This window comes from Halomonas sp. H10-9-1 (assembly GCF_040147005.1).
Lineage (GTDB): Bacteria > Pseudomonadota > Gammaproteobacteria > Pseudomonadales > Halomonadaceae > Halomonas.
Map to the genome: position 1 here is coordinate 1242063 of NZ_JAMSHO010000001.1, position 24722 is coordinate 1266784.

Sequence of the window (24722 nt, forward strand, 5' to 3'; positions counted from 1 at the left end):
CTGCTTGGCCGGTCTCGACGATCTCGCCTTCGTCGACCAGTACCTCAGCAAGGCGGCCGGGAAGCCGCGTGGCAACATCGATCTCGGTGGCTTCAATTCGGCCATTTCCCGATGTCAGGCTCGGATGTTCGGTTTCCGGCTGCAGCGCCCACCAGGCTACCCCTGCCAGCAAGGCAAGCGCTGCCATGACAAGGACCACCTTCAGCAAGCGCCCGGTAACGCGTTTGTCCATGCCGATTCTCCCCATTCCTTAAACTCCCTTGATGATGCACGTTATCCGCCGGAGGTGCCATGAGCTATATCAAGGAGCTGTGGCATCCTGATGATCTACTGGTCCTCCAGAACCTCTATCGCCCAGCCTGTCAGAACTTCGGCGAGCTCATCGCTTGCCACACCGAAGGACATCACCGCCGCCTCGGGCGTGGCGTCGCTGGCCTCGGCCATGGTCTCGAAGCGGCGGCTGGCCAGCAGCTTGCGACTGGATTCGTCGATCAACTGGGCGTCCAGGCGCACCACGGCCCGGCGAGTATCGCCGTCGAGGCGCAGGTGAAAGGCGGCAATATGGCCGCTCAGGACCGCGTCGCTGCGTGCGTTGCTGTTATCGTCGATGACGCCGTCCAGGCGTCCCGCATGACGAAAGGCCTCGAGCAGTCGCTCCTGCAGAAGTCGTGGGGCATCGTCCCGCCAGCGCACGCCGGCCCAGGCCTCGTATTCGTCCGGGGCGGGCATCACCAGCAGCTGGTTGCCGCCGTGAGGCGCGCTGGCGGTAAGCGAATCGATGCGCAGGGTAGCGCTTGTGGTCGGGCCCGAGGCATCGATATCGGTACCCCCGGGCAGGGCGAACAGCCGCTGGGGCTCGCGCTCGGGCAGGATCGTGCAGCCGGCCGCAAGCACCAGCAGCAGGGCCAGCAGCGTGGGGGCAAGGTGGCGTGGGCTCATGGGCTGGACTCTCATGGCGTGTGCGTTCAAGGGGTGTACTTTCAAGGGTCGTACTTTCAAGGGTCGTACTTTCAAGGGTCGTACTGGGGCAGCGGGTCGCGGCCCAGCAGGGCGTCGGCGGGGCTCTCCTCGAGGCGCCGCACCAGGCGGTTGAGGGCGCGCAGCGCGGCGTGCAGTTCCCGCATGGCAGGATCGAGCTCGCCGATGCCCTGCAGCCCCCGGGCGATATCCTGTTCGTGGTCGGCGGTCAGGCGGGCCAGCCGGCCGGCACCCTCTTCCAGGGAGGCCATGGCGCGTTCGGCGTGGCTCAGGGTGCGCCGGCCCTCCTCGTCGAGCAGCCGGTCGGCACGCTCGCCAAACCGGGCGTAGGTCTCAAGCGTCGCCTCGGCCTGGATCAGGGTGGCTTCGACGCGCTCGCCGAGGGCCGCCAGGTCGAGCTCGTCGCCGGAGAGGCGGGCGGTGGCCTGCTCCAGATTGGCCAGGCTCCGCGACAGGTGCGCGACGTTGTCGTCGGAGAGCAGCTCGCTGGCGCCATCGAGCAGGCGATTGAAGCGGATCATCAGCTGTTCGCTGTTGCTGAGCAGCGAGCTCAGCGGTGAGGGGCGGGCCCGGATCACCGGGGGATTCTCGCGATTGCCCACCAGGCGCTCGCTCTCCGGGGTGCCGCCATAGAGCTGGATGTTCATGCTGCCGGTGATATTGGCGAGTGCCAGGCTGGCGCGGGTATCGGCCTTGATCGGCACGCTGGCATCGATACGGATCAGCGCGCGCACCCGGCGTGGATCCTTGGGGTCGAGGTGCAGTTCGGCCACGTTGCCCACCTCGATGCCGCTGTACTGCACGGCGTTGCCCTCGGCCAGGCCGCTGACCGCCCGGTCGAAGACCACCTCGTACCAGGTGTCATTGCGGTCGAGACTCGACTTGCCCATCCATAACGCGAACAGCAGGGCGCCACCCAGGGCGAGCACGGTGAACAGGCCGATCAGCACATGGTGGGCGCGGGGCTCCATGGTCAACTCTCCTTGGCGGTGCGAGCGGCGCCTTCGGCCGCGCGGCCACGTGGGCCGTGAAAGTAGTCGCGAATCCAGTCGTCATCGGTGGCCGCCACGCTCTCGAGGCGGTCGGCCACCAGCACGTGCCCGCGGGCCAGCACCGCTACCCGGTCGCAGGCCGTATAGAGGGTATCCAGATCATGGGTGACCAGGAAGACGCTCAGCCCCAGGGCGTCACGCAGGGTCAGCAGCAGCTGGTCGAAGGCGGCCGCCCCGATCGGGTCCAGGCCCGCGGTGGGCTCATCCAGGAACAGGACCTCGGGGTCCAGCGCCAGGGCGCGGGCCAGTGCGGCGCGCTTGATCATGCCGCCGGAGAGCTCGGCCGGGTACTGGGTGGCGGCCTGGCCCGGCAGTCCGGCCAGGGCCAGCTTGAGCCGTGCCAGCGCCTCGGCCTCGGGCCGGGGCAGGCCGGCATGCTCGATCAGCGGCAGGGCGACGTTCTCGGCCAGGGTCAGCGAGGTGAACAGTGCCCCGCGCTGGAAGAGCACGCCGAAGCGCTGCTCGAGGTGCGAGCGCTCTGCGGCGGCCAGGCGCTGCAGGTCCTGGCCGAACACCTCGATGCTGCCGGCGCTGGGGCGCAGCAGGCCGACGATGCTGCGCAAGAGCACCGACTTGCCGGTGCCGGAGCCGCCCACCACACCGAGGATCTCGCCCGGGTAGAGGTCCAGGTCCAGCCCCTGGTGCACGACATGGCGGCCGAAGCGGTTCTCCAGGTCGCGCACGCGAATCAGTGGTTGCGGCGTCTCGCTCACCAGCCCATCTCCATGCAGAACAGCGCGGCCACCGCATCGAGCAGGATCACCATGAAGATCGACTGCACCACGCTCGAGGTGGTGTGTTCGCCCACCGACTGGGCGCTGCCGCTGACCTTGAAGCCCTCCAGGCAGCCGATCACCGCGACCACGAAGGCGAACAGCGGCGCCTTGCCGATGCCCACCAGGAAGTGCTGCACGGCGATGTCGCGTTCGAGGATGGCCAGGAACTGGGCCGCCGAGATGTCCAGGGCCACCAGGCAGACCATGGCGCCGCCGAGGATGCCACTGAGCATCCCCACGAAGGTGAGGATCGGCAGGCTGATGCAGAGTGCCACCACCCGCGGCAGCACCAGCAGTTCCACCGGGTCGAGGCCCAGGGTGCGCAGGGCGTCGAGCTCCTCGTTGGCCTTCATGGCGCCGAGCTGGGCGGTGAAAGCGCTGGCGGTACGCCCGGCCAGCAGGATGGCGGCCAGGATCACACCGAACTCGCGCAGGAAGGCGTAGGCCACCAGGTGGACCGTGTAGAGGGTGGCGCCGAAGTCGCGCAGCACCGTGGCGCCGAGAAACGCCACCACCGCCCCCACCAGGAAGGTGAGCAGGGCGACGATGGGCAGGGCATCCAGGCCGGTCTGGTGAACCTGGGAGACCACCGAGGTGAGGCGCCAGCGCCTGGGCCGCCAGAGGCTGGTGGCCAGGGTGGCGAGTACCTGGCCGATAAAGCCGAGCAGCTGCGTCTGCTGACGGCCGATGCCTTCCATGCGCCGGCCGATATCGGCCAGCGGGCCACGCAGGGGATGGGGGCGTGGCGCGGCCGGCGCCTCGCAGCGGGTGAGTGCCTCGCCCACCGCTCGCAGCAGGGCTCGGCGTTCGGCGGGAAGTCCCGGGGCCCGCTCATCGATTCCTGCCAGATACTCGGCACCGGTGAGCTCGGCAAGCAGGGCGGCACCGGCGGTATCGATGGCGGCGATCTCGTCAAGTGACTCGGGAGCACCGGCCCCCGCACGGCGCGCCTCATCGATACGGTGGCGCAGGTTGGCGTGGTGCGCGAGGGTCCAGTCGCCACGCGGGTGCGGGGTGCCCGCCTCGAGGAGCAGCTCTCCGGGTTGCGATGCCACCTCAGGGCTCCTCGGCGGCGAGGAAGCGACGCAGCGGCTCGACCTGGCTGTCGCGATCGAGGAAGGGGGCATGGCCGCAGCCGGCCGCCTCAAGAGTGATGAGCCCGGGCTGCGTCTCGGCCATGCGCGCCACCGTGGCGGCGGCAAGCAGGGGCGAGTCGGCGCCGCGGATCACCATCGCCGGGCAGCGCAGGGCATGCCAGTCGGCCCACAGGTCCCGCGGGGTATCGTGGGCAAACTGTGCGGTGATGGCCGGGTCGTAATGGAAGCTCCAGCGTCCGTCCGGCAGGCGCCGGGCGCTCTCCAGGGCCAGGCGGCGCCAGCCGTCGTCATCGGCGATGCCGAAACCCGCGTAGTGATGGCGCAGCTCCGCCTCGAGGTCGCGGAAGCTCGTGAACTCGTGGGGACGTGAGAAGTACTCGCCCAGTTCGCTCAGCCCTGCCGGTTCGAGCTCGGGGCCGATGTCGTTGAGCACCAGGCGTGCGATGCGTGTGGCGGTGGCGGGCTCGGCGGCCAGGCGCAGGCCCAGCAGGCCGCCCATGGAGGTGCCCAGCCAGGCCACGCGTTCGAGGGCGAAGTGGTCGAGCAGCGCCACGGCGACCTCGGCATAGCGGGCGTAGGTGTAGTCGCGTTCGGGCCGGGGCGACCAGGTAGAGAGGCCGCGCCCCGGGGTATCCGGCGCCAGCACGCGCCACTCGGGCCCCAGGCGGCGGGCGAGGGCGGCGAAGTCGCCGCCGTGACGGGCGAGGCCGTGCCAGGCCACCAGGGTACGGGGCGCGTCGGGGTGCCAGACCCTTACCGCCACGTCGAGAGCGTCTACATTGATCCACTCAAGCTGCTGCATGCTGCGCCTCTGCCACCGGGGATACTACAATATGCCATATTGTTCCTCGATGATAAGGTGGAATCGATCCGCGAACATGCGACAATGTATGTATATCAACTTCCCATCGATCGAGGATGAGCCGATGACGTCACCCTGCCCGTCGCGTTGTGCCCGCCCTGCGCGAGTCCTGCGCCGTGCCCTGCTGCCGATGATGGTGGCTTCCGCCCTGGCGGCGCCCGCCCAGGCGGCGGACCTGCTGACCATCGCCCGGGACGCCCTGCAGAACAACGCCGAGCTGGCCTCGGCGCGCTCCCAGACCAGCGGCGTCGAGGCGGGGCGTGACGTGGAGCGGGCGGACCTGTTGCCCCAGGTCGAAGCTAGAGGCAGCGCCACACATAGTCGTGACTATGAAAATCAATCAAGTTCCAGGTCGGGCTCGGACTTTAGTGGGCTTACCGCTGAGCAGCAGCAGATTGCCGCAGCGCTTGCGAGTGGTACGTCCTCGCAAGATGACAACGTCAACAGTGTTGGGCTGGAGTTACGTGCTACCCAGGCGCTGTTCAACGCCATCGATAGCCGCCAGGTGGAGCGCAGCGAGCGCGAGATCGACCAGCAGCTCTATCGCCTGGCCGCCACCGAGCAGGGCGTGCTGATCAACGTCTCTACCGCCTACTTCGAGATCCTGCGCGCCCATGAGGTGCTGGAGGCGCGCCGCGCCCAGGAGCGCGCCATCAACCGCCAGCTCGAGCAGGCCCGTGAGCAGTTCGAGGTGGGCCTGATCGCCATCACCGAGGTGGAGGAGGCCAAGGCGGCCTTCGACCAGGCCAGGGCGATCCGTATCGCCGCCGAGAGCGACCTGCAGGTGCGCTTCGAGGCCCTCGAGCGGCTCACCGGCCAGCGCTACGAGAGCATCGACGCCCTGGGCGAGGCGCTCGCCATCGCGCCCCCGACGCCGACCGACCGCGGTGCCTGGGTCGAGCTGGCCATGCAGAACAATCCCCAGGTGCTGGCCAGCCAGGCCGGCATCGAGGTATCGCGCAGCGCGGTGGAGATCGCCCGCGCCGGGCGCCTGCCCCGGGTCAACGCCTTCGCCAACTACAGCTACGCGGACAGTGATGCAGATGGTGTAAGTGGTTATGACTCAAATAGTCAAATTGGTCTGGAGGCAACTTTGCCGCTCTACACCGGGGGCCGCACCAGCGCCTCGGTACGCCAGAACACCTATCTGCTGGAGTCCTCCCAGTATGACTTCGAGGACCAGCGTCGCAGCACCATCCAGGACGTACGCTCCAGCTATACCCGGGTGACCAACGACGTCTCCACGGTGGAGGCGCGCGCCCAGGCGGTGGTCTCCAACCAGAGCGCCCTGGATGCCACCCGCGCCGGCTACGAGGTGGGTACCCGCAATATCGTCGATGTGCTCAACGCCGAACAGAACCTCTACAACGCCATCGCCGAGCTGGCCGGTGCTCGTTACGACTACGTGATCAACCTGCTGACCCTGCGCCAGCAAGCCGGCACCCTCGACGAGGAGGCCCTGGCCGAGGTCAACGCCTGGCTCGATGGCGGCAGCGTCGATTTCCAGCTGCCGGACGAGAGGGGCAGCGACCCGGTGATGGATATCGGCGAGCGCCCCACCCCCTAGCGACAGGTATCGCCGGCAATCGCCGCCTGGCCTTTGCTTAGGCGGCTAATGTTTACATCCATACAAGAATGAATGTAAGATTCGATCCAACTTGACGCCATAACGGGAACCCCACGCATGAAAACCGCATTCCGATTCGGCCGGGCGGGCCTTCTCGTCCTGGTCGCCGGCCTGTTCCTGGCCGCCTGTGGTCAGGACGAGGCACCTGCGCAGGCCCAGCAGGGCGGGCAGGAGAAGCCACCTCACTCGGTGGAAGTTGCCGAACTGATCCGCCGGGACATCGATCTGGAACGCTCCTACCCTTCATTGCTGCGCAGCGACGACGAGGTCACCCTGGTGGCGCGCGTCACCGGCACCCTGGAGCAGCGTCACTTCGAGCCAGGCGAGATGGTGGGAAAGGGTCAGGTGCTCTACTCCATTGAGCCGGATGTCTACCAGGCGGCGGTCAACCAGCGTGAGGCCGACCTGCAGAGCGCGCGTGCCGAGCTGGAGCGCGCCCAACGCGATGCCAGCCGCTTCGAGCGCCTGCTCAGCCAGAATTCGGTGAGCCGCCAGCAGTATGACCAGGCACGTTCCGAGCTCGGTGTGGCGCGAGCGGCGGTGGCTCAGGCCGAGGCGGCGCTGGCCAGTGCCCGGATCGATCTCGACTACGCCGAGGTCACCGCGCCGGTGTCGGGAATGATCAGCCTCTCCCGGGTCAACGTGGGCAACCTGGTGAGCAACGGCACCCAGCTTGCTACCATCACCCCGCTGGACCCGTTGGAAGTTCGTTTCCAGCTGCCCCAGCGCGATGCCTTCGAGCTGCGTCGCCAGTTGGATGACCTGGGTGCCATCGAGGAGATCCGCGCCGTGCTGCAGGTTCCCGGCCTGGACGGCGGCGATGGCGAGCCCCTCGTGGGTCGCCTGGACTTCCTCGGCTCCCGCGTGGAGGAGGCCACCAGCACGGTGCAGGCCAGTGCCACCTTCGCCAACCCCGAAGGGCGCGTGCTTCCCGGCCAGTTCGTGCGCGTGAGCCTCGAGGGGCTCAAACGCTTCGACGTGCTGGCGGTGCCCGAGATCGCCATCGGCCAGGGGCTGATGGGACCCCAGGTGTTCGTGCTCGACGAGGACAACGTGGCGCGTGCGCGGCCGGTCGACCTGGCCGAGACCGCCGGTCCCTGGCAGATCCTGAGCGGCGGCGTCGAGCCCGGAGAGCGGGTGGTGGTCGGCGACCTGGCCGGCATCGAGCCGGGTGTCACCATCGACCCGCAGCCCTTTGATGGCGAGGCCGGCGAGATCGTTGAGGAGGTCGAGGAACAGGAACGGCAGGCCGAGCAGCAGGAGATGGAAGCGGCGGACGAGTCCGGGGCTCTCGCTGAGGACGCCGAGGACGACGCCTCATGAATTTCTCCAACTTCTTCATCAAGCGGCCGATCTTCGCCACGGTGCTGGCGATCATCCTGACGGTAATCGGGGTGGTCAGCATGCGGGTGCTGCCCATCGAGCAATACCCCAGCGTGGTGCCTCCCACCGTTTCCGTGAATGCTCAGTTCCCCGGGGCCGACGCCGAGACGGTGGCCCAGACGGTGGCGGCCCCCCTTGCGGAGGCGATCAACGGCGTCGAGGACATGCTCTACATGACCTCGACCAGCGCCGATAACGGCATCATGAGCCTTCAGGTCGCCTTCGACATCGGGACCGATGGCGACATCAACACTATCAACGTCAACAATCGGGTGCAGGGGGCGCTGTCGCAGCTCCCCGAGCAGGTGCAGGCCCAGGGCGTGACCGTGGAGTTGCGTTCCAGCTCGATCCTGATGCTGGTGGCGCTGATCTCGCCGGAAGGCGACTACGACAACGTCTACATGCAGAACTACGCCACCCTCAATATCCTCGACGAGCTGCGCCAGGTGCCCGGCGTCGGCGAGGCCGAGGTGCTGGGCGGCGGCGAGTTCGCCATGCGTATCTGGATGGACCCGGACAAGCTGGCCCAGTACGACCTGACGCCCACCGAGGTGGCCGCGGCCATTCGTGCCCAGAACACCGAGGTGCCGGCGGGCAGCCTGGCCGGCACGCCCCAGAGTGACCCGCGCGCCTTCACCTATACCATCACCGCCGGCGGGCGCCTCAACAACGTCGACGACTTCCGCAACATCTTCCTGCGCACCAACCCCGACGGCTCGTCGCTGCGTCTGGATGACGTGGCGCGTATCGAGCTGGGGGCGTCATTCTACGGGGTCGGTGCCGAGCTCAACGGCGCCACCATGACGCCGATCATCATCAACCAGCAGCCCGGGGCCAACGCCCTGGCGACGGCCCAGGCGGTCCACGACACCATGGCCGAGCTGGAGGGGCGCTTCCCGCCGGGGCTGGAGCAGGTGGTGCCTTATGACACCACCCTGTTCATCGACGCCTCCGTCAACACCGTGACCAAGGTGTTCATCGAGGCCTTCCTGATCGTCGGTGTGATTCTGTTTATCTTCCTGCAGAACTGGCGCTTCACGGTGATCGCCATGTCGGTGGTGCCGGTCTCGGTGCTGGCCACCTTCGCCGGCTTCTACATGTTCGGCTTCTCCATCAACCTGCTGACGCTGTTCGCCCTGGTGCTCTCCATCGGCATCGTGGTGGACGACGCGATATTGGTAGTAGAGAACGTCGAGCGGGTGCTCAGCGAGGACGAGGAGATCTCCGTTACCCAGGCCACCATCCGTGCCATGAAGGAGGTGGGGGGGCCGGTCATCGCCACCTCGCTGATCATGGCGGCGGTATTCGTGCCGGTGGCCTTTCTGGGCGGCTTCACGGGGCAGATCTACCAGCAGTTCGCGCTGACAGTGGCGATCTCGGTGGCCTTCTCGGCGCTGATGGCCTTGACCTTCACCCCGGCGCTGTCGGCGATCTTCATCAAGCACAAGCCGCAGATGGGCGAGTCGAAACTGATGCGCGCGATCAACACGCCGCTGCGCCTCTTCGACAGCCTGTTCGCCGGCATCACCGCCGGCTACATGTGGGTGGTCAGGGCGCTGGTGCGCTTCTGGGGGCTGGCGCTGCTGCTCACCGGCCTGATGATCGGCGGCTCCTGGTGGCTCTATCAGGCGACGCCCTCGACCCTGGTGCCCGAGACCGATCAGGGGGTGGTGCTGGCCAGCATACAGTTGCCCGATTCCGCCTCCCTGGATCGCACCGAGTCCTATATGGCCGAGCTGAGCTCCCGGATCGAGGAGATCGAGGGGGTCGAGTACAGCTCCGCGGTGGCGGGCTACGACATCCTCTCCAGCGCGGTGAATACCGCCCGGGGCGTGATGTTCATCAATATGGTGCCCTGGGAGGAGCGCGAGCTGACCGCCGATGAACTGGTAGGCCGCATCATGCAGCTGGGCGCCGAGATTCCTGGCGGCTCGGCCATGGCCTTCAACGTGCCGCCGATCATGGGGCTCTCCACCACCGGTGGCTTCACCGGCTATCTGCAGTCCTTCGAGGGGGCCAGCTCCGAAGAGCTCTTCCAGGCCTCGGTGAAGGTGATGCAGGCGGCGGCCGAGCACCCCGCCCTGCAGCGGGTGTTCACCACCTTCAACGTCAACGTGCCGGGCTACCGTGCCGAGATCGACCAGCAGAAGGCGCTCAGCTACGGGGTGCCGCTGGAGGAGCTCAACGCCACCCTGTCGAATACCTTCGGCAACGGTTTCGTCAACTACTTCAGCTACCAGAACCGCAACTTCCAGGTCTACCTGCAGAACGAGGACGAGTTCCGCAAGACGCCGGATGACATGAGCAAGGTCTATGTGCGTGGCGGCAACGGCGAGCGTATCCCGCTCTCGGAGTTCGTGACTCTGGAGCGCCAGGCCAAGCCGGCGGTGGTGTCGCGCTTCGGTGTCTACCTGGGGGCTCAGTTCCAGGGCGGCCCGGCCGAAGGCTACAGCTCCGGCCAGGCGATCGCTGCCATGGAGAAGATCGTCGAGGAGGAGCTCGGCGGCAACTGGGGCATGGGCTGGACCGGCACCGCCTACCAGGAGAGTAAGGTGGGCAGCACCGCCAGCCTGGCGATCATCTTCGGCCTGCTGATGGTGTTCCTGATCCTGGCCGCACAGTACGAGAGCTGGTCGCTGCCGCTGGCGGTACTGACGGCCACGCCCTTCGCCTTCCTGGGCTCCATCGGCGGTATCGCCCTGCGCGGGCTGGATACCAGCGTCTACGTGGAGATCGGCATGCTGGTGGTGGTGGGCCTGGCGGCCAAGAACGCCATCCTGATCGTCGAGTTCGCCGAGCTGCAGCGCAAGGAGCTGGGCAAGACGATCCGCGAGGCCGCCATCAGCGCCGCGGAGCTGCGCTTCCGTCCCATCGTGATGACCTCCGTGGCCTTTATCTTCGGCACCCTGCCGCTGGCGCTGGCTACCGGCGCCAGCGACGTCAGCAGCCACCACATCGGCACCACGGTGGTGGTGGGCATGGCCTCGGTGGCGATACTGGGCAGCTTCTTCATCCCCAGCTTCTACGCCATGATCGCCGCCATCTCCGACTGGCTGGGACGCAAGCTGCAAGGCAAGGAGACGCAGCGCCAGGCCCCGGCATCCGAACAGGGCTAGCCCTGCTCGCAGTCGGGCCAGCATGACAAGGGGCGCCTCACGGGAGGCGCCCCCTGTTGTCATGGGCCCTTGTGCGACGGGCCATGACGCAGGTCACGGGGGGCTCGCCACGGGACGCGGCGGATCGGCTATAGTGAGGAGCAGGAGTTGATTCGTTGGCTAAACATTACCGCGAGGAGGTGGCCATGCAGTTCATTGTGGAGATTGCGCTGAGTTTTCCGGTGGTGGTATTCAGCGTGCTGATGCCGCTGGTACTGCTCTACTGGGTGCTGGTGGCGTTGCGCCTGGTGCCGCTGGAACTGTTCGAGCACGACAGCCTGAAGGGGGACTACCTCTCGAGCTCGCTGGTCGCTCTGGGCTTCGCTGGGGTGCCGGCCTCCTTCTCGCTGTCGGTGCTGCTGTTGCTGGCCGCGGCCATCACCCTGGCGGTGGAGCTGCTTGGCCTGCGCTGGCTTGACCTGGGCTTCTTCCGGGTGCCGCTGGGCGTGGTGGTGCTGTGGGGCGCCTTCGCCATCGCCTCGCCGTTGGCCGCGGCTCTCTGCGGTTCGATGCGGCGCTGGTTTCACCGCCACCTGCTCGGCCACCAGCGCTGCCTGCTGGGGGAGCATGTCGAGGTACTGGCCGAACCGGATGGCGAGGGCTGGACCCGCGCCTCCCTGCTCGATGACCCGCAGCATGAGGTGCGTCTGCACGGCAAGGAGGGCAGCATGCCACGCGTCGGTGAACACCGGGTGCTGGTCAAGTATGTGGCGGAGGAGGGGGCCTATCGCAGCGTCGACGCCGGGGAGTTTCGTGAGGCGCGCTCACACCTCCACCGCCTGCGCCTTGGTGGAGGCCGCTCGGCCACCGTTTGATGGGTCTGAGTGGTTAGGCACGACGCATCAGGGCGAGCTGGGTATCCACCAGCTCGCGGCCCTTGGCCACCAGCGAGAAGCGCTCGTGGTTGCGCAGCCAGTCGTGGAAGAGGCCGCCGAGCATCGCCTGCATCAGCTCGGCGGCGATGACCGGCGAGAGGTCGTCGCGCAGATGGCCCAGGCGGGCGGCGCAGGCGAAGTAGTCGGCCAGCGCACCGCAGGCCTCGTCGGCCATCTCGTTCTGCATGGCCAGCGGGTCGATATCGCCAAAGAACTCGCAGCGGTGGACCAGGATGGCGAGGACGCGCCGGTGGCGGGGTTGCTCCAGGCGCAGCAGGCTCAGTTGGATGCCTAGCCGGACGGTCTCCAGCGGTGAGGCGTCCGTGGCGCCGTTCTCTGCCACGAGTTCCTCGAAGGGCATGCGTATCCGGTCGAGCATGGCGCGAAAGAGGTCCGCCTTGTTCTTGAAATGCCAGTAGACTGCACCGCGGGTCAGGCCGGCGTGGCGGGCAATCTGTTCGAGCGAGGTGCGCGCGACGCCATTGTCGAAGAACACCTCTTCGGCGGCGCTGAGCAGTGCCTCGCGGGTGGCTTCGGCTTCGGCCTTGGTGCGTCGGGCCATGGGGCGAGCCTCGTGCGGGAATAGATGCCACCATTCTACCCGAACCGGCCAGCTTTTACATGCATGGGTGTATGCCAGGCAGGGCTATCGCAGTTACCGAACCAAGGGGCGCTGGGGATAAGCCGAAGAGGAGGTCCGAGGACCAGGGACGGCCGAGGTAGCGTACAGGGAGGTATTTACAGCGCCTCCTCGTAGGCTTATCGCCAGATCAGCCCCGAGCTATCGAGCAGCCAGGCTATCTGCGATAGCCCTGGTATGCCAGGAGGCCCTGTCGTCGTGCGCCAGGACGCGCCGGCGAAGTGGGTCATGCCAGCCCTCGCCAGCGTGCCTCGCGGGGCGTATAAGGAGTCGGTAAACGAAAGCGCAAGGAGTGCCCCCATGGCCCGAGCCCCCTTCGACCTCGCCGGCGTGCGTGTCGCCGCCGGCAGCCGCACCCAGATCGAGGTGCCCGCTGCCAGGCTCTACACCCATGCGCCGCTGTCGATCCCCGTGGAGGTGGTGCATGGCCGCCAGGCGGGGCCCACGCTGCTGGTGTGCGGCGGCATCCACGGCGATGAGATCAACGGCGTGGAGATCGTGCGCCGGCTGCTGCGCTCGAAGCAGCTGCAGGGGCTGCGCGGTACCCTGGTCGCCGCGCCCATCGTCAACGTCTTCGGCTTCGTGCAGCACAGCCGCTACCTGCCCGATCGCCGCGACCTCAACCGTTGCTTCCCGGGCAGCGAGACGGGCTCGCTGGGCGGGCGCATGGCGGCGCTGTTCCGTGAGGCGATCGTCGACCAGGCCACCCATATCATCGACCTGCACACCGGGGCGATCCACCGTACCAACCTGCCCCAGATCCGCGCCCAGCTGGTGGCCGGCAGCGAGACCGAGCGCATGGCCAACGCCTTCGGCGCCCCGGTGATCCTCAATGCCGAGCTGCGCGAGGGGAGCCTGCGCCACTATGCCCAGAACCGCGGCATCCCGGTGCTCACCTACGAGGCCGGCGAGGCGCTGCGCTTCGACGAGTGGGCGATCACCCCCGGGGTGCGCGGGGTGCTGCGGGTGATGCGCCGGCTGGGCATGCTGACCGGCGAGCATCGACGCCGGGCGCCGCCGGCGGCGGAGATCGCCAACGGCTCCAGCTGGGCGCGGGCGCCCATCGACGGCATCCTGCGCCCCAGGGTGCGCCTGGGGGCGCGGGTCGCCAAGGGCGACGTGCTGGGCCGGGTGGCCGACCCCTTCGGCAACGCGGAGGGGGAGGTGCGGGCCATGGCCGACGGCATCGTCATCGGCATGAGCCGCTTGCCGCTGGCCAACGAAGGCGAGGCGCTCTTCCATATCGCCCGCTTCGATGCCATCGAGGAGGCGGAGAGCGCCATCGAGGACTTCCACTCCAGCCTGGAGCCGCCGCCCGACCCCCTGTACTGAATCGTTTGATGCCTATCGTACTGAGTGGCCTCAGGCCACGGCGGCGGCCTCGCGTTCGGCGACCAGGCCCAGGGCGTCGTCGAATACCGCCAGGCTCGCGCCCTCACGATGGGCGTTCTCGGAGAGGTGACGGCGGAACTTGCGTCCGCCCGGCTGGCCCTGGAAGAGGCCCAGCAGGTGGCGGGTGAGGTGGTTGAGCTTGGCGCCCTCTTCGAGTCGTCGGGAGATATAGGAGCGCAGGGCACGGGCCGCCGCATGGCGGCTCACTGCCGGCCCCGGCTCGCCGTAGAGCGCCTCATCGACGCCGGCCAGCAGCCAGGGATTCTGGTAGGCCTCGCGGCCGACCATCACGCTGTCGACGTGCTCGAGCTGTTCGCAGCAGGCATCGAGTGTCTTCAGTCCGCCGTTGATGCCGATATGCAGCTCGGGGCGGCTCGCCTTGAGGCGATGCACCCGGGGGTAGTTGAGCGGCGGCACGTCGCGGTTTTCCTTGGGGGAGAGACCCTCCAGCCACGCCTTGCGCGCATGCACGATGAAGGTGTCGCAGCCGGCGTCGGCGACGATATCGATGAAGCGCGAAAGATCCCTGTCCTCGTCCTGGTCGTCGATGCCGATGCGACACTTGACTGTGACCGGGATCGATACAGCCTCGCGCATGGCGCGCACGGCGGCGGCGACCTTCTCCGGGTGGCCCATCAGGCAGGCACCGATCAGGTTGTTCTGCACCCGATCGCTGGGACAGCCGACGTTGAGGTTGACCTCATCATAGCCCCACGCCTCGGCGATGGCAGCGCACTCGGCCAGCTCGCCGGCATCGCTGCCGCCCAGCTGCAGGGCGATGGGGTGCTCCACCTCATCAAAGCCCAGGAAGCGCTCGCGAGGACTACCGTGCAGGATGGCCCCGGTGGTCACCATCTCGGTATAGAGCAGGGCGTGGCGCGTCAGGGTCCGGGCGAAGGCGCGGTAGTCGCGGGTCGTCCAATCCATCATGGGCGCCACGGAGAAGGTACGGTCGAGCTGGGGCATCGGCATCACGGGTGTCGGTCGAGAAGGCGCATAGTTTATCAGTCCCCCGCGGTCAGGCCGAGGGGTGGACGACGCCAGTCCCCCGGGAGTGGTAGCCTGAGAGTTAATGACATAGTCGGAGATGGCAGATGGCAAGGGCTCGATGCGCGATACTTTCGTGGGCGTTGCTGGTAGGAATGGCGCTGGCGACGGCCGGGTGCGGTGGCGAGGGCGAGCCGCCGGCGAGCGAGCCAGCCGAGACGAACTCCGCCGCCGAGACTCCTGAGCCGCAGGTTGCGCCCGAGCCCGAGGCACCCGAGGTGCCGCCCTTCGACCAGCCGGTGGCGATCGAGATTACCTCCCGACTGGGTAGTGATCGGCGCCTGACGGTGGAGGGCGATACCAACCTGCCCGCGGCAACTCGCCTGCAGGTCATCGTGGAGAGGGAACTCAGCGGGGTGCGCTGGCGCGAGCGCGTGTCGGTGGAGGCTGGCGGTTTCGTGGCGGGTCCCTTCGGCCCCGGCAGCGGGCTGCCGGATGGTGGCTATCGCGTCACCGTCGATGTGCAGGAGAGCAGCGTTCAGCCACGTTCGGTGCGTGACCGTCTGGGCGAGGAGAACGAGCATCTCAGCGGTCCCCTGGTGGGGCAATCCAGGCATGGCCTGGGGCAGGTGGCGAGCTTCAGCCAGCGTTTCCTGGTGGGCAGCGAGACGCGCCGTACCCACGATCGGGTGGAAGTGCTGCGGGTCGAGTAGGCGCCCGGAGGGCGCCGCTAACCGATCATGGCTGGAGCTGGCCGGGCTGCCAGCGCGCCAGCAGCTTGCCCAGCAGCAGGGTGTTGGCGGTGTAGGCCGAGGGAGTCTCGGCGTCGGGGCGGGCGAAGCGCAGGCCGCCATCCACGGCCTGGGTGACGTGGCGTACCCGGTGCTCGCCCTCCTGTTGGATCAGGTAGAGGCCGGGGCGGCGGAAGATGTCGGTGGGCGCCACGGCGACCAGGTCGCCGGGAGCGAGGAAGTCGAAGGGTTCTTCGGGCGCCGGGGTCACCAGGAAACAGTCGCCCTCCCACTCCAGGCCGGGTACCAGCTCGAAGGGCAGGTCGATGCGCCCTGCATGGCGATCATGCCAGGGGGCCGGGGGGTATCGGCGCAGGTAGAGCGGGGCGGCACGGCCGCTGCTGTCACCCTCCAGCAAGCGGGAGAGCGGGCACTCCAGGGCTCGGGCCAGGGCGACCAGGCGTTCATGGCCGATCTGCTTGATGGCTCCGGACTCCCAGTAGGAGATGGTGACGTCCGATACGCCAACCCGGCGCGCCAGGGCGGCTTTGTTGAGCTTGGCTTCCTCGCGCAGCGCCTTGATCCGCGGGCCTAGTGAGTGCATGTCTCCATCCTGTCGACTTTCGAGGGGTTCTTGTGATGACCCGCGATGATCTGCGATCACCGCGGCCTGTGCAATAGCGCGCAGCCAACGCTGCATCAGCGAGGGCTGCCTGGCGGCCGGTTCGCCAGCCTGGTCGTAGACGCAGCTGCTCTCCGCGAGGGTGCATTCGCCCAGCATAGCGAGCAGTCGCGCGGCGACGCGGGCCGGGGAGAGCCGCTTCTCGTCGGCACCCGGGCCTGGAAGGGCGTTGTCAGGCAGTTGGCCTGCAGCGCGCTCTTCTTGGCAGGTGACCAGACATTGACCCCGGTCAGGTAGGATGATTCCCGACCACGGCTGCCGAGGCGTCGGCAGGTGCGTATAATGCCGCCATCCATCCACCATCGGACCCGGGACACCGCAACGATATGACCGTACGCACGCGTATCGCGCCATCACCGACCGGCGACCCCCACGTCGGCACCGCCTACATCGCCCTGTTCAACCTCTGCTTCGCCCGTCAGCACGGCGGCCAGTTCATCCTGCGCATCGAGGATACCGACCGGGCGCGCTCCACCGCCGAGTCGGAGCAGATGATCCTCGACTCCCTGCGCTGGCTGGGCCTCGAGTGGGACGAGGGGCCCGACGTGGGCGGCCCCCACGGCCCCTATCGCCAGAGCGAGCGGGGCGGCATCTACGCCGAGTATGCCCGCCAGCTGATCGAGTCGGGACACGCCTTCCGCTGCTACCGCACCAGCGAGGAGCTCGACGAGTTGCGCGAGGCGCGTAAGGCCGCGGGCATGCACCTGGCGCTCAAGCCCGCCGACCTGGCCCTGCCCGCGGAGGAGCAGGCGCGCCGCGAGCGCGAGGGCTGGCCCCATGTGGTGCGCATGCAGGTGCCGGCCAGTGGCACCTGCGTGGTGCAGGACATGCTGCGCGGCACCATCGAGGTGGAGTGGGCCCAGGTGGATGCCCAGATCCTGCTCAAGTCCGACGGCATGCCTACCTACCACCTCGCCAACGTGGTGGATGACCACCTGATGGGCATCACCCATGTGCTGCGTGGCGAGGAGTGGATCAACTCGGCGCCCAAGCACCAGCTGCTCTACGAGTACTTCGGCTGGGAGATGCCCGAGCTCTGCCATATGCCGCTGCTGCGCAACCCCGACAAGTCCAAGCTCTCCAAGCGCAAGAACCCCACCTCCATCAACTATTACCGGCGCATGGGTTACCTGCCCCAGGCGGTGACCAACTACCTGGGCCGCATGGGGTGGTCGATGCCGGACGAGCGCGAGAAGTTCAGCCTCGATGAGATGATGGCCCACTTCGATATCCAGCGGGTCTCGCTGGGCGGGCCGGTCTTCGACCTGGAGAAGCTCACCTGGCTCAACGGCCTCTATATCCGCGAGGAGCTCGACGACGAAGGCTTCCTCAAGGCGCTGATGGAGTGGGCCTTCAACGAGGCCTACGTCCAGGAGATCCTGCCTCAGGTACGCCCGCGGGTCGAAACATTTTCAGAGGTCGCCCCTCTGGCCGGCCACTTCTTCTCCGGTGTGCCAGCGATCAGCGAGAGCAGCTTCGACGCCGTCAAGCTGGGCCGCGAGGACCTGGTCAAGCTGCTGCAGTTCCTGGTGTGGCGCTTCGAGGTCCTGCCTGCCTGGAACAAGGAGGCGCTGCTGGCCGAGGTGAAGGTGCTTTCAGCACACTTCGAGCTGAAAATGAAGGACCTGCTGGCGCCGGTGTTTATCGCCATCACCGGCTCCAGTGCCAGTACCTCGGTGATGGATGCCATGGCGATCCTGGGTTCCGACATGACCCGGGCTCGCCTGCGCCACGCCATCGAGGTGTTGGGCGGCGTCTCCAAGAAGCAGGCGAAACGCTTCGAGAAGGAATACAGGGAACTCTGAAAAATAGTTGACGAAGTCGGGGCGGATCAGTAACATGCGCTTCGTCTTCACGGCACGTTGGGGCCTTAGCTCAGCTGGGAGAGCGCGACACTGGCAGTGTCGAGGTCAGCGGTTCGATCCCGCTAGGCTCCACCAATTCGTGCGCAACGTGAAGGTCACGTCCCATTCGTCTAGTGGCCTAGGACACCGCCCTTTCACGGCGGGAACAGGGGTTCGAACCCCCTATGGGACGCCATCTTTCTTCAGGAAGGGCACCCCCTCGCGGGTGCCCTTCTTGTTCCCGGCGCACCCCCACGGCAGATGCTGCCAGCGTTGGCATTTCTCACGTTATACCCTCCTCCCGATGCCTGTTTCAAGGCGATTTCTGCTTGACTTGTCCACCCCGTGTGGTTCCGGGGGGCTTTCTGTGCACAGTCCGATCGCAAAGCCCCGTGGCGCCTAGGCTCTTATTAAAATCCTTATAAAACAACGGGTTAAACAAGGTCAAAAAATGACCAATCTAAGCCGAACCCGCTGATCATGGCGATTGTGAGACTTTCCCGAGAGGTTTTGAACAGGGTTATCCACAGAATGTGTGGAAAACGTTGGTGCGCTGGAAAAGTGGCCTTGCAGCGGCCCTTCCGGGCCGCTGCTCGAAGGGGTCAGTCAGGCTTCACGGCGCGCAGCCGGCGCAGCAGCGAGGAGGTGTCCCAGCGGCCGCCGCCCATCACCTGGACGTCGGCGTAGAACTGGTCCACCAGGGCGGTTACCGGCAGGCGGGCCTGGAGTCGGCGCGCCTGCTCCAGGCAGATGCCGAGATCCTTGCGCATCCAGTCCACGGCGAAGCCGTGCGCGTACTCATCATCGATCATGGTCGCGTGGCGGTTCTCCATCTGCCAGGAGCCGGCGGCACCCTTGCTGACGACGTCCACTACCCGCTGACGGTCGAGACCGGCCTGTTCGGCGAAGTGCAGCCCCTCGGCCAGGCCCTGGACCAGGCCGGCGATACAGATCTGGTTGACCATCTTGGTCAACTGGCCGCTGCCGGCGGGACCCATCAGTGTCACGGCTCGGCCGTAGTGGGCGAGCACCGGCTCGATGCGGGCGAAGTCGGCCTCGCTGCCACCGCACATGATGGTCAGGGCGCCGTTCTCGGCGCCCTGCTGGCCACCGGAAACCGGGGCGTCCACGAAGCCGATGCCGTGTTCGCGGCAGGCGGCGTCGAGTTCCTCGGCGAGATCGGCGGAGGCGGTGGTGTGGTCCACCAGCAGGCTGCCCTTGGCCATGCCGGAGAGGGCGCCCTGTTCGCCGGTGGTGACCTGGCGGACGTCATCGTCGTTGCCCACGCATACCAGTACCAGGTCGGCGCCACTGGCGGCCTCGCGCGGGGTGGTGTGGTGGCTGCCGCCGTACTGCCGGGTCCAGGTCTCGGCCTTTTCAGGGGTGCGATTGAAGACGCGCACATTGAGCCCGGCGCGGGCCAGATGACGGGCCATGGGGAAGCCCATGACGCCCAGGCCGATAAAGGCGACGGTGGTGATGTTGTTGCTCATGCTGGCTCGTTCCTTGTTGAAGTGAGGAGGGAGGGGTAGGAGTAGGGTAGCGGAAGTGGGGCCCGGTAGCAGGGGTGGGAGGGGCGGGCCCGGCCAGGCAGTAGAAAGCCGCCCGGAGGCGGCTTTCTGTAACGCGGCGTGTGTGCTCTCAGGCGGCGTCTGCCGACCTCACTTGGTCGGGTAGTCGCGCTGATCGTGGCCGGTGTAGAGCTGGCGCGGCCGGCCGATCTTGTAGCTGTCGCTGAGCATCTCGTGCCAGTGAGAGATCCAGCCGATGGTACGGGACACCGCGAATATCACCGTGAACATGTTGGTCGGGATGCCCATGGCCTTGAGGATGATGCCGGAGTAGAAGTCGACGTTGGGGTAGAGCTGGCGCTCGACGAAGTACTCGTCCTCCAGGGCGATCTGCTCCAGGCGCTTGGCGATCTTGAGCTGCGGGTCGTCGATGCCGAGTTCCGCCAGGACCTCGTCGCAGGTCTCCTTCATCACCTTGGCGCGGGGGTCGAAGTTGCGGTAGACACGGTGACCGAAGCCCATCAGCTTGAAGGGATCATCCTTGTCCTTGGCCTTGTCGATGAAGCGCTGGATGTTCTCCTCGGAGTCGTCGCCGATCTCGTCGAGCATCTTCAGCACCGCCTCGTTGGCGCCGCCGTGGGCCGGGCCCCAGAGGGCTGCGATGCCGGCGCTGATGCAGGCGAAGGGGTTGGCGCCGGTGGAGCCCGCCAGGCGCACCGTGGAGGTGGAGGCGTTCTGCTCGTGGTCGGCGTGGAGCATGAAGATGCGGTCCATCGCCTTGGCGTAGACCGGGTTGATCTTGTACTCCTCGCAGGGGGTGTTGAAGATCATGTAGAGGAAGTTCTCTGCATAGTTCAGGTCGTTGCGAGGGTAGTTGAACGGCTGGCCCACGTTGTACTTGTAGGACATCGCGGCGATGGTCGGCATCTTGGCGATCAGGCGGATCGCGCTGATGATGCGGTCCTCCTCCACATTGATGTCCATATGGTCGTGATAGAAGGCGGCCAGGCCACCCACCACGCCGCACAGGATGGACATCGGGTGGGCGTCGCGCCGGAAGCCCTTGAAGAAGTTGTTGATCTGGTCGTGGACCATGGTGTGGTTGCTGACCCGCGACTCGAAGTCGGCGTACTGCGCATCGTCGGGTAGCTCGCCGAACAGCAGCAGGTAGCACAGTTCAACGAAGTTGGAGTCCTTCGCCAACTGATCGATGGGGTAGCCACGGTGCAGCAGTACGCCCTTGTCGCCATCGATATAGGTGATGGTCGACTGGCAGGAGGAGGTGGCCATGAAGCCAGGGTCATAGGTGAACAGGCCCTCGGCGCCGAGTCCGCGGACGTCGATCACGTCGGGGCCCAGGGAGCCTGAGTAGACGGGCAGTTCGATCGTCTTGTCCAGGCCGTCAACCGTCAGCGTCGCTTTCCTGTCAGCCATGCAAGGCCTCCTCTCGAGTTCGTGATAGGGCGATAAGTTATTCATTCTCTGGCGTCTTCGCAGGGGGTGCCGGCGAAAAGGTTCGCCCACTATAGAAGCGTCCCAGCGATTGTCAATTAGCTCATGGCAGACGCTGTCATGTACATAGATATTGTAGGTGTATAGAGTTTGTAAACAAAATGATGCAAAGCACCATTCTGGCGCGGCCTCCCGGCGGATCCCGCCCGCGCGCAGCCGAAAAAGAGAAGCCGCAGGCTTTGTACCATGGTCTAGGCGGGCCTCGCCCGGTTTGTCATGGGGCGGGCGGGCCCCTATAATCCACCCCGCGCGACTGGCAGGTATCGTCGGCCTTGCCGCCCCCCGGCAACGGCCAATGCCTTCCCGAAACCACCGCCCGTCCGGAGCCTGTCCAAGCTTCCCAAACGGGCCATAGAGAGTGTGTAGAGAGCCGTGAATAGCAAACGACCCGTAAACCTGGATCTGTCCACGATACAGTTTCCGCTACCCGCCCTGACGTCGATCGCCCACCGCATCACCGGCGTCATCCTTTTCATCGGCCTGATCTTCGCCTTCTGGGCCCTGAGCGCATCGCTCTCGTCGCCCGCCGGCTTCGTGGCCGTGAGCGACGCCCTGGCGCATAACTTCCTGGCCAAGTTGATCGCCTGGGGACTGCTGTCTGCCCTGGCCTTCCACTTCGTGGCCGGCATCAAGCACCTGCTGATGGACATGGATATCGGCGTGACCCTCGAGGGCGGCCACAAGAAGGCGCAGGTCACCGTGGTGGTGAGCGCCGTACTGATCATTCTGGCGGGAGTCTGGGTATGGTAACCAACGTCACGAACCTCGGCCGTAGCGGCCTCTCCGACTGGCTGATCCAGCGAGTCTCCGCCGTTGTCCTGGCGGTCTACACGCTCTTCATCGTTCTCTATCTACTGTTCAACCCGAATCTCGACTACGCCACCTGGAGCGGCCTGTTCGCCCAGACCTGGATGCGCATCTTCTCGCTGCTGGCCTTCATCTCCGTGGCTGGCCACGCCTGGGTGGGGCTGTGGACCGTGACCACCGACTATCTCAAGCCGACCGCCATCCGCGTGACCGTTCAACTTCTTGTCATCCTGGCCATCTTTGCCTTCCTGGTCTGGGGCATTCAGATTCTGTGGGGAGCCTGATTCATGTCCAACATGCGTAGCCTGACCTTCGACGCCATCATCATCGGCGGTGGCGGTGCCGGCCTGCGGGCCGCCCTCGAGCTGGCCAAGTCCGGCAAGAATACTGCGGTACTCTCCAAGGTCTTCCCGACCCGCTCGCATACCGTGTCCGCCCAGGGCGGCATCACCTGCGCCATCGCCTCGGCCGACCCCAACGACGACTGGCGCTGGCACATGTACGACACCGTCAAGGGCGGTGACTATATTGCCGACCAGGACGCCGCCGAATACATGTGCTCCGAGGGCCCCAAGGCCGTCTTCGAGCTCGAGCACATGGGCCTGCCATTCTCGCGTTTCGACAATGGCCGCATCTACCAGCGTCCGTTCGGTGGCCAGTCCAAGGACTTCGGCGCCGGCGGCCAGGCGGCACGCACCTGTGCGGCGGCCGACCGTACCGGTCACGCCCTGCTGCACACGCTTTATCAGAACAACCTGAAGAACAATACCACCTTCCTCAACGAGTGGTATGCCGTCGACCTGGTCAAGAATGCCAACGGCGACGTGGTGGGCTGCATCGCCATGGACATCGAGACCGGCGAAGTGGTGCATGTGAAGTCCAAGGCGACCGTGCTGGCCACTGGTGGCGCCGGGCGTATCTATGCCTCCACCACCAATGCCCTGATCAATACCGGTGACGGCGTCGGCATGGCGCTGCGCGCCGGCTTCCCGATGCAGGACATGGAAATGTGGCAGTTCCACCCGACCGGTATCTACGGTGCGGGTACCCTGGTGACCGAAGGCTGCCGGGGTGAGGGTGGCTATCTGGTCAACAAGGATGGCGAGCGCTTCATGGAGCGTTATGCCCCCAACGCCAAGGACCTGGCCGGCCGCGACGTGGTGGCTCGCTCCATGGTCATGGAGATCCTCGAGGGACGTGGCTGCGGCGAGAACGGCGACCACGTCTACCTCAAGCTGGATCACCTGGGCGAGGAAGTCCTCGGCAAGCGCCTGCCCGGCATCGTCGAGCTCTCCAAGACCTTTGCCCACGTGGACCCGGCCAAGGAGCCGATCCCGGTGGTGCCGACCTGTCACTACATGATGGGTGGCGTGCCGACCAACGTGCATGGCCAGGCCATCATGCGTGGTGAGGATGGCAAGGACCAGATCGTCAACGGCCTGTTCGCTTGCGGCGAAGTGGCCTGTGTGTCGGTCCATGGTGCCAACCGTCTGGGCGGCAACTCGCTGCTCGACCTGGTGGTGTTCGGGCGCGCGGCCGGCATGTTCATCGAAGGAGCGCTCAACGAAGGGATCGACTACCTCGACGCCTCCGAGTCCGATATCGAGACGGCGATGAAGCGCATCACCCGTTGGAACGAGTCCGAGGGCGGCGAGACCGTGCCGGAGCTGAAGCGCGAGCTGCAGGCCATCATGCAGAACTCCTTCGGCGTGTTCCGCGAGGAAGAGAACATGCAGAAGGGCGTCAAGCAGCTGGCCGAGCTGCGTGGCCGTATCGCCAACGCCTATCTGCCCGACAAGAGCAACGCCTTCAACACCGCGCGCGTCGAGGCTCTCGAGCTGGATAACCTGATGGAGGTCGCCGAGGCCACCGCCATCACCGCCCTCGAGCGCAAGGAGAGCCGTGGCGCTCACTCTCGCTACGACTACCCGGACCGTGACGACGTCAACTGGCTGAAGCACTCGCTCTACTTCCCGGCCGACAAGACGGTTGGCAAGCGCGACGTCAACTTCACGCCCAGGACCGTCGACACCTTCGAGCCGAAAGTCCGTACCTACTAATTCAGCAAATACGAGGGTGAGCCACGATGCTTCAGGTATCCATCTACCGCTACAATCCGGAGACCGACTCCGCGCCCTACATGCAGGAGTTCCAGGTCGACACCCAGGGCCGTGATGTCATGGTGCTCGACGTCCTGCACCTGATGAAGGAGCAAGACAACGGCCTGGCCTATCGTCGCAGCTGCCGTGAGGGTGTGTGCGGCTCCGACGGCATGAACATGAACGGCAAGAACGGCCTGGCCTGCATCACGCCGCTCTCCGAGGTGGTGAAGGGCAACAAGCTTACGCTGCGCCCGCTGCCGGGCCTGCCGGTGATCCGCGACCTGGTGGTCGACATGGGGCTGTTCTACCAGCAGTACGAGCGTATCCAGCCCTACCTGCAGAACGACGAGCCGGCGCCGGCCATCGAGCGCCTGCAGTCGCCGGAGGACCGCGACAAGCTCGACGGCCTCTACGAGTGCATCCTGTGCGCCTGCTGCTCGACCTCCTGTCCGTCGTTCTGGTGGAACCCGGACAAGTTTGTGGGGCCGGCCGGTCTGCTGCAGTCCTACCGCTTCCTGGTGGACTCCCGCGATACCGCCACCCGCGAGCGCCTGTCCGAGCTCGAGGATCCGTTCAGCGTGTTCCGCTGCCGCGGCATCATGAACTGCGTGGCGGTGTGCCCCAAGGGCCTCAACCCCACGCGTGCCATCGGCAAGATCCGCGAGATGCTGCTGGCCAGCGGCAGCTGAGTCGATGGTACTTAAATCGT

At 66.4% G+C, this 24722-nt stretch carries 22 protein-coding genes and 2 tRNA genes; 14 read left to right on the forward strand and 10 right to left on the reverse strand.

Going from position 1 to position 24722, the window contains the following annotated elements:
• Positions 1-4: 4 nt before the first annotated feature.
• Positions 5-295, forward strand: a complete 291-nt coding sequence (locus tag NFH66_RS05580; RefSeq protein WP_245678664.1) for a hypothetical protein — start codon at positions 5-7, stop codon at positions 293-295.
• 32 nt (positions 296-327) lie between these two features.
• Here NFH66_RS05580 and NFH66_RS05585 read toward each other — a convergent pair whose 3' ends face one another.
• From NFH66_RS05585 to NFH66_RS05605, 5 genes are all read right to left on the reverse strand, one after another.
• Positions 328-939, reverse strand: coding sequence for an ABC-type transport auxiliary lipoprotein family protein (locus NFH66_RS05585; protein WP_176760213.1), 612 nt, complete (start codon positions 937-939; stop codon positions 328-330).
• 71 nt (positions 940-1010) lie between these two features.
• The gene (locus NFH66_RS05590; RefSeq protein ID WP_349609001.1) at positions 1011-1949 is read right to left on the reverse strand and encodes an MlaD family protein; all 939 of its coding nucleotides are present in this window, start codon (positions 1947-1949) and stop codon (positions 1011-1013) included.
• A 2-nt stretch (positions 1950-1951) separates the two neighbouring features.
• Complete coding sequence (locus tag NFH66_RS05595) at positions 1952-2743, reverse strand: ABC transporter ATP-binding protein (RefSeq protein WP_349609003.1); 792 nt, start codon at positions 2741-2743, stop codon at positions 1952-1954.
• Positions 2740-3861, reverse strand: a complete 1122-nt coding sequence (locus NFH66_RS05600; protein WP_349609005.1) for an MlaE family ABC transporter permease — start codon at positions 3859-3861, stop codon at positions 2740-2742. The genes NFH66_RS05595 and NFH66_RS05600 overlap by 4 nt, the downstream gene beginning before the upstream one ends.
• A 1-nt stretch (position 3862) precedes the next feature.
• A complete protein-coding gene (locus tag NFH66_RS05605) occupies positions 3863-4705 on the reverse strand; it encodes an alpha/beta fold hydrolase (RefSeq protein ID WP_349609007.1) in 843 nt (280 codons plus the stop codon).
• A 124-nt stretch (positions 4706-4829) separates the two neighbouring features.
• Between NFH66_RS05605 and NFH66_RS05610 the strand changes: the two genes are divergently transcribed.
• The 4 genes from NFH66_RS05610 to NFH66_RS05625 all read left to right on the forward strand — a co-directional run bounded on the left by NFH66_RS05610 (position 4830) and on the right by NFH66_RS05625 (position 11745).
• Positions 4830-6332, forward strand: a complete 1503-nt coding sequence (locus NFH66_RS05610) for a TolC family outer membrane protein (RefSeq protein WP_232912893.1) — start codon at positions 4830-4832, stop codon at positions 6330-6332.
• Between the two features lie 117 nt (positions 6333-6449).
• Positions 6450-7715 (forward strand): efflux RND transporter periplasmic adaptor subunit, encoded by a 1266-nt coding sequence (locus tag NFH66_RS05615; protein WP_349609009.1) that lies wholly within the window; start codon positions 6450-6452, stop codon positions 7713-7715.
• A complete protein-coding gene (locus NFH66_RS05620; protein WP_349609011.1) occupies positions 7712-10891 on the forward strand; it encodes an efflux RND transporter permease subunit in 3180 nt (1059 codons plus the stop codon). The genes NFH66_RS05615 and NFH66_RS05620 overlap by 4 nt, the downstream gene beginning before the upstream one ends.
• A 185-nt stretch (positions 10892-11076) precedes the next feature.
• Complete coding sequence (locus tag NFH66_RS05625; RefSeq protein ID WP_349609013.1) at positions 11077-11745, forward strand: hypothetical protein; 669 nt, start codon at positions 11077-11079, stop codon at positions 11743-11745.
• Positions 11746-11758: 13 nt separating this feature from the next.
• On the opposite strand, the gene NFH66_RS05630 is transcribed toward NFH66_RS05625, so the two are convergent.
• Positions 11759-12367 carry a TetR family transcriptional regulator gene (locus NFH66_RS05630; protein WP_349609015.1) on the reverse strand — a complete coding sequence of 203 codons (609 nt, stop codon included), beginning with the start codon at positions 12365-12367 and terminating at the stop codon, positions 11759-11761.
• 378 nt (positions 12368-12745) lie between these two features.
• Between NFH66_RS05630 and NFH66_RS05635 the strand changes: the two genes are divergently transcribed.
• The gene (locus NFH66_RS05635) at positions 12746-13777 is read left to right on the forward strand and encodes a succinylglutamate desuccinylase/aspartoacylase family protein (RefSeq protein WP_089676833.1); all 1032 of its coding nucleotides are present in this window, start codon (positions 12746-12748) and stop codon (positions 13775-13777) included.
• Between the two features lie 30 nt (positions 13778-13807).
• Here NFH66_RS05635 and dusA read toward each other — a convergent pair whose 3' ends face one another.
• On the reverse strand, positions 13808-14803 hold the full coding sequence (gene dusA, locus NFH66_RS05640) for a tRNA dihydrouridine(20/20a) synthase DusA (RefSeq protein ID WP_349611667.1): 996 nt from the start codon (positions 14801-14803) through the stop codon (positions 13808-13810).
• Between the two features lie 128 nt (positions 14804-14931).
• On the opposite strand from dusA, the gene NFH66_RS05645 reads away from it, so the two are divergent.
• A complete protein-coding gene (locus NFH66_RS05645; protein WP_349609018.1) occupies positions 14932-15537 on the forward strand; it encodes a hypothetical protein in 606 nt (201 codons plus the stop codon).
• A 25-nt stretch (positions 15538-15562) separates the two neighbouring features.
• Here NFH66_RS05645 and NFH66_RS05650 read toward each other — a convergent pair whose 3' ends face one another.
• Positions 15563-16159, reverse strand: a complete 597-nt coding sequence (locus NFH66_RS05650; protein WP_349609020.1) for a helix-turn-helix domain-containing protein — start codon at positions 16157-16159, stop codon at positions 15563-15565.
• A gap of 404 nt (positions 16160-16563) precedes the next feature.
• Here NFH66_RS05650 and gltX point away from each other — a divergent pair, with 404 nt between their 5' ends.
• From gltX to NFH66_RS05665, 3 genes are all read left to right on the forward strand, one after another.
• On the forward strand, positions 16564-18042 hold the full coding sequence (gltX, locus tag NFH66_RS05655; RefSeq protein ID WP_349609022.1) for a glutamate--tRNA ligase: 1479 nt from the start codon (positions 16564-16566) through the stop codon (positions 18040-18042).
• A 59-nt stretch (positions 18043-18101) separates the two neighbouring features.
• Positions 18102-18177, forward strand: a tRNA-Ala gene (locus NFH66_RS05660).
• 24 nt (positions 18178-18201) lie between these two features.
• A tRNA-Glu gene (locus NFH66_RS05665) sits at positions 18202-18277 on the forward strand.
• A 406-nt stretch (positions 18278-18683) separates the two neighbouring features.
• Here NFH66_RS05665 and NFH66_RS05670 read toward each other — a convergent pair.
• Both NFH66_RS05670 and gltA read right to left on the reverse strand, forming a co-directional pair.
• Positions 18684-19574, reverse strand: coding sequence for an NAD(P)-dependent oxidoreductase (locus NFH66_RS05670; protein ID WP_349609024.1), 891 nt, complete (start codon positions 19572-19574; stop codon positions 18684-18686).
• A 168-nt stretch (positions 19575-19742) separates the two neighbouring features.
• On the reverse strand, positions 19743-21026 hold the full coding sequence (gltA, locus tag NFH66_RS05675) for a citrate synthase (RefSeq protein WP_349609026.1): 1284 nt from the start codon (positions 21024-21026) through the stop codon (positions 19743-19745).
• A 450-nt stretch (positions 21027-21476) separates the two neighbouring features.
• Here gltA and sdhC point away from each other — a divergent pair, with 450 nt between their 5' ends.
• Genes sdhC through NFH66_RS05695 form a run of 4 tightly spaced genes read left to right on the forward strand, consistent with a single transcriptional unit; the run spans position 21477 to position 24702 of the window.
• On the forward strand, positions 21477-21854 hold the full coding sequence (sdhC, locus tag NFH66_RS05680; RefSeq protein WP_349609028.1) for a succinate dehydrogenase, cytochrome b556 subunit: 378 nt from the start codon (positions 21477-21479) through the stop codon (positions 21852-21854).
• Positions 21848-22195, forward strand: coding sequence for a succinate dehydrogenase, hydrophobic membrane anchor protein (gene sdhD, locus NFH66_RS05685; protein ID WP_349609030.1), 348 nt, complete (start codon positions 21848-21850; stop codon positions 22193-22195). Before sdhC ends, sdhD begins: the two co-directional genes overlap by 7 nt.
• Before the next feature lie 3 nt (positions 22196-22198).
• Positions 22199-23971 carry a succinate dehydrogenase flavoprotein subunit gene (gene sdhA, locus NFH66_RS05690; RefSeq protein WP_349609032.1) on the forward strand — a complete coding sequence of 591 codons (1773 nt, stop codon included), beginning with the start codon at positions 22199-22201 and terminating at the stop codon, positions 23969-23971.
• A 26-nt stretch (positions 23972-23997) separates the two neighbouring features.
• On the forward strand, positions 23998-24702 hold the full coding sequence (locus tag NFH66_RS05695) for a succinate dehydrogenase iron-sulfur subunit (RefSeq protein ID WP_349609034.1): 705 nt from the start codon (positions 23998-24000) through the stop codon (positions 24700-24702).
• Positions 24703-24722 lie beyond the last annotated feature (20 nt).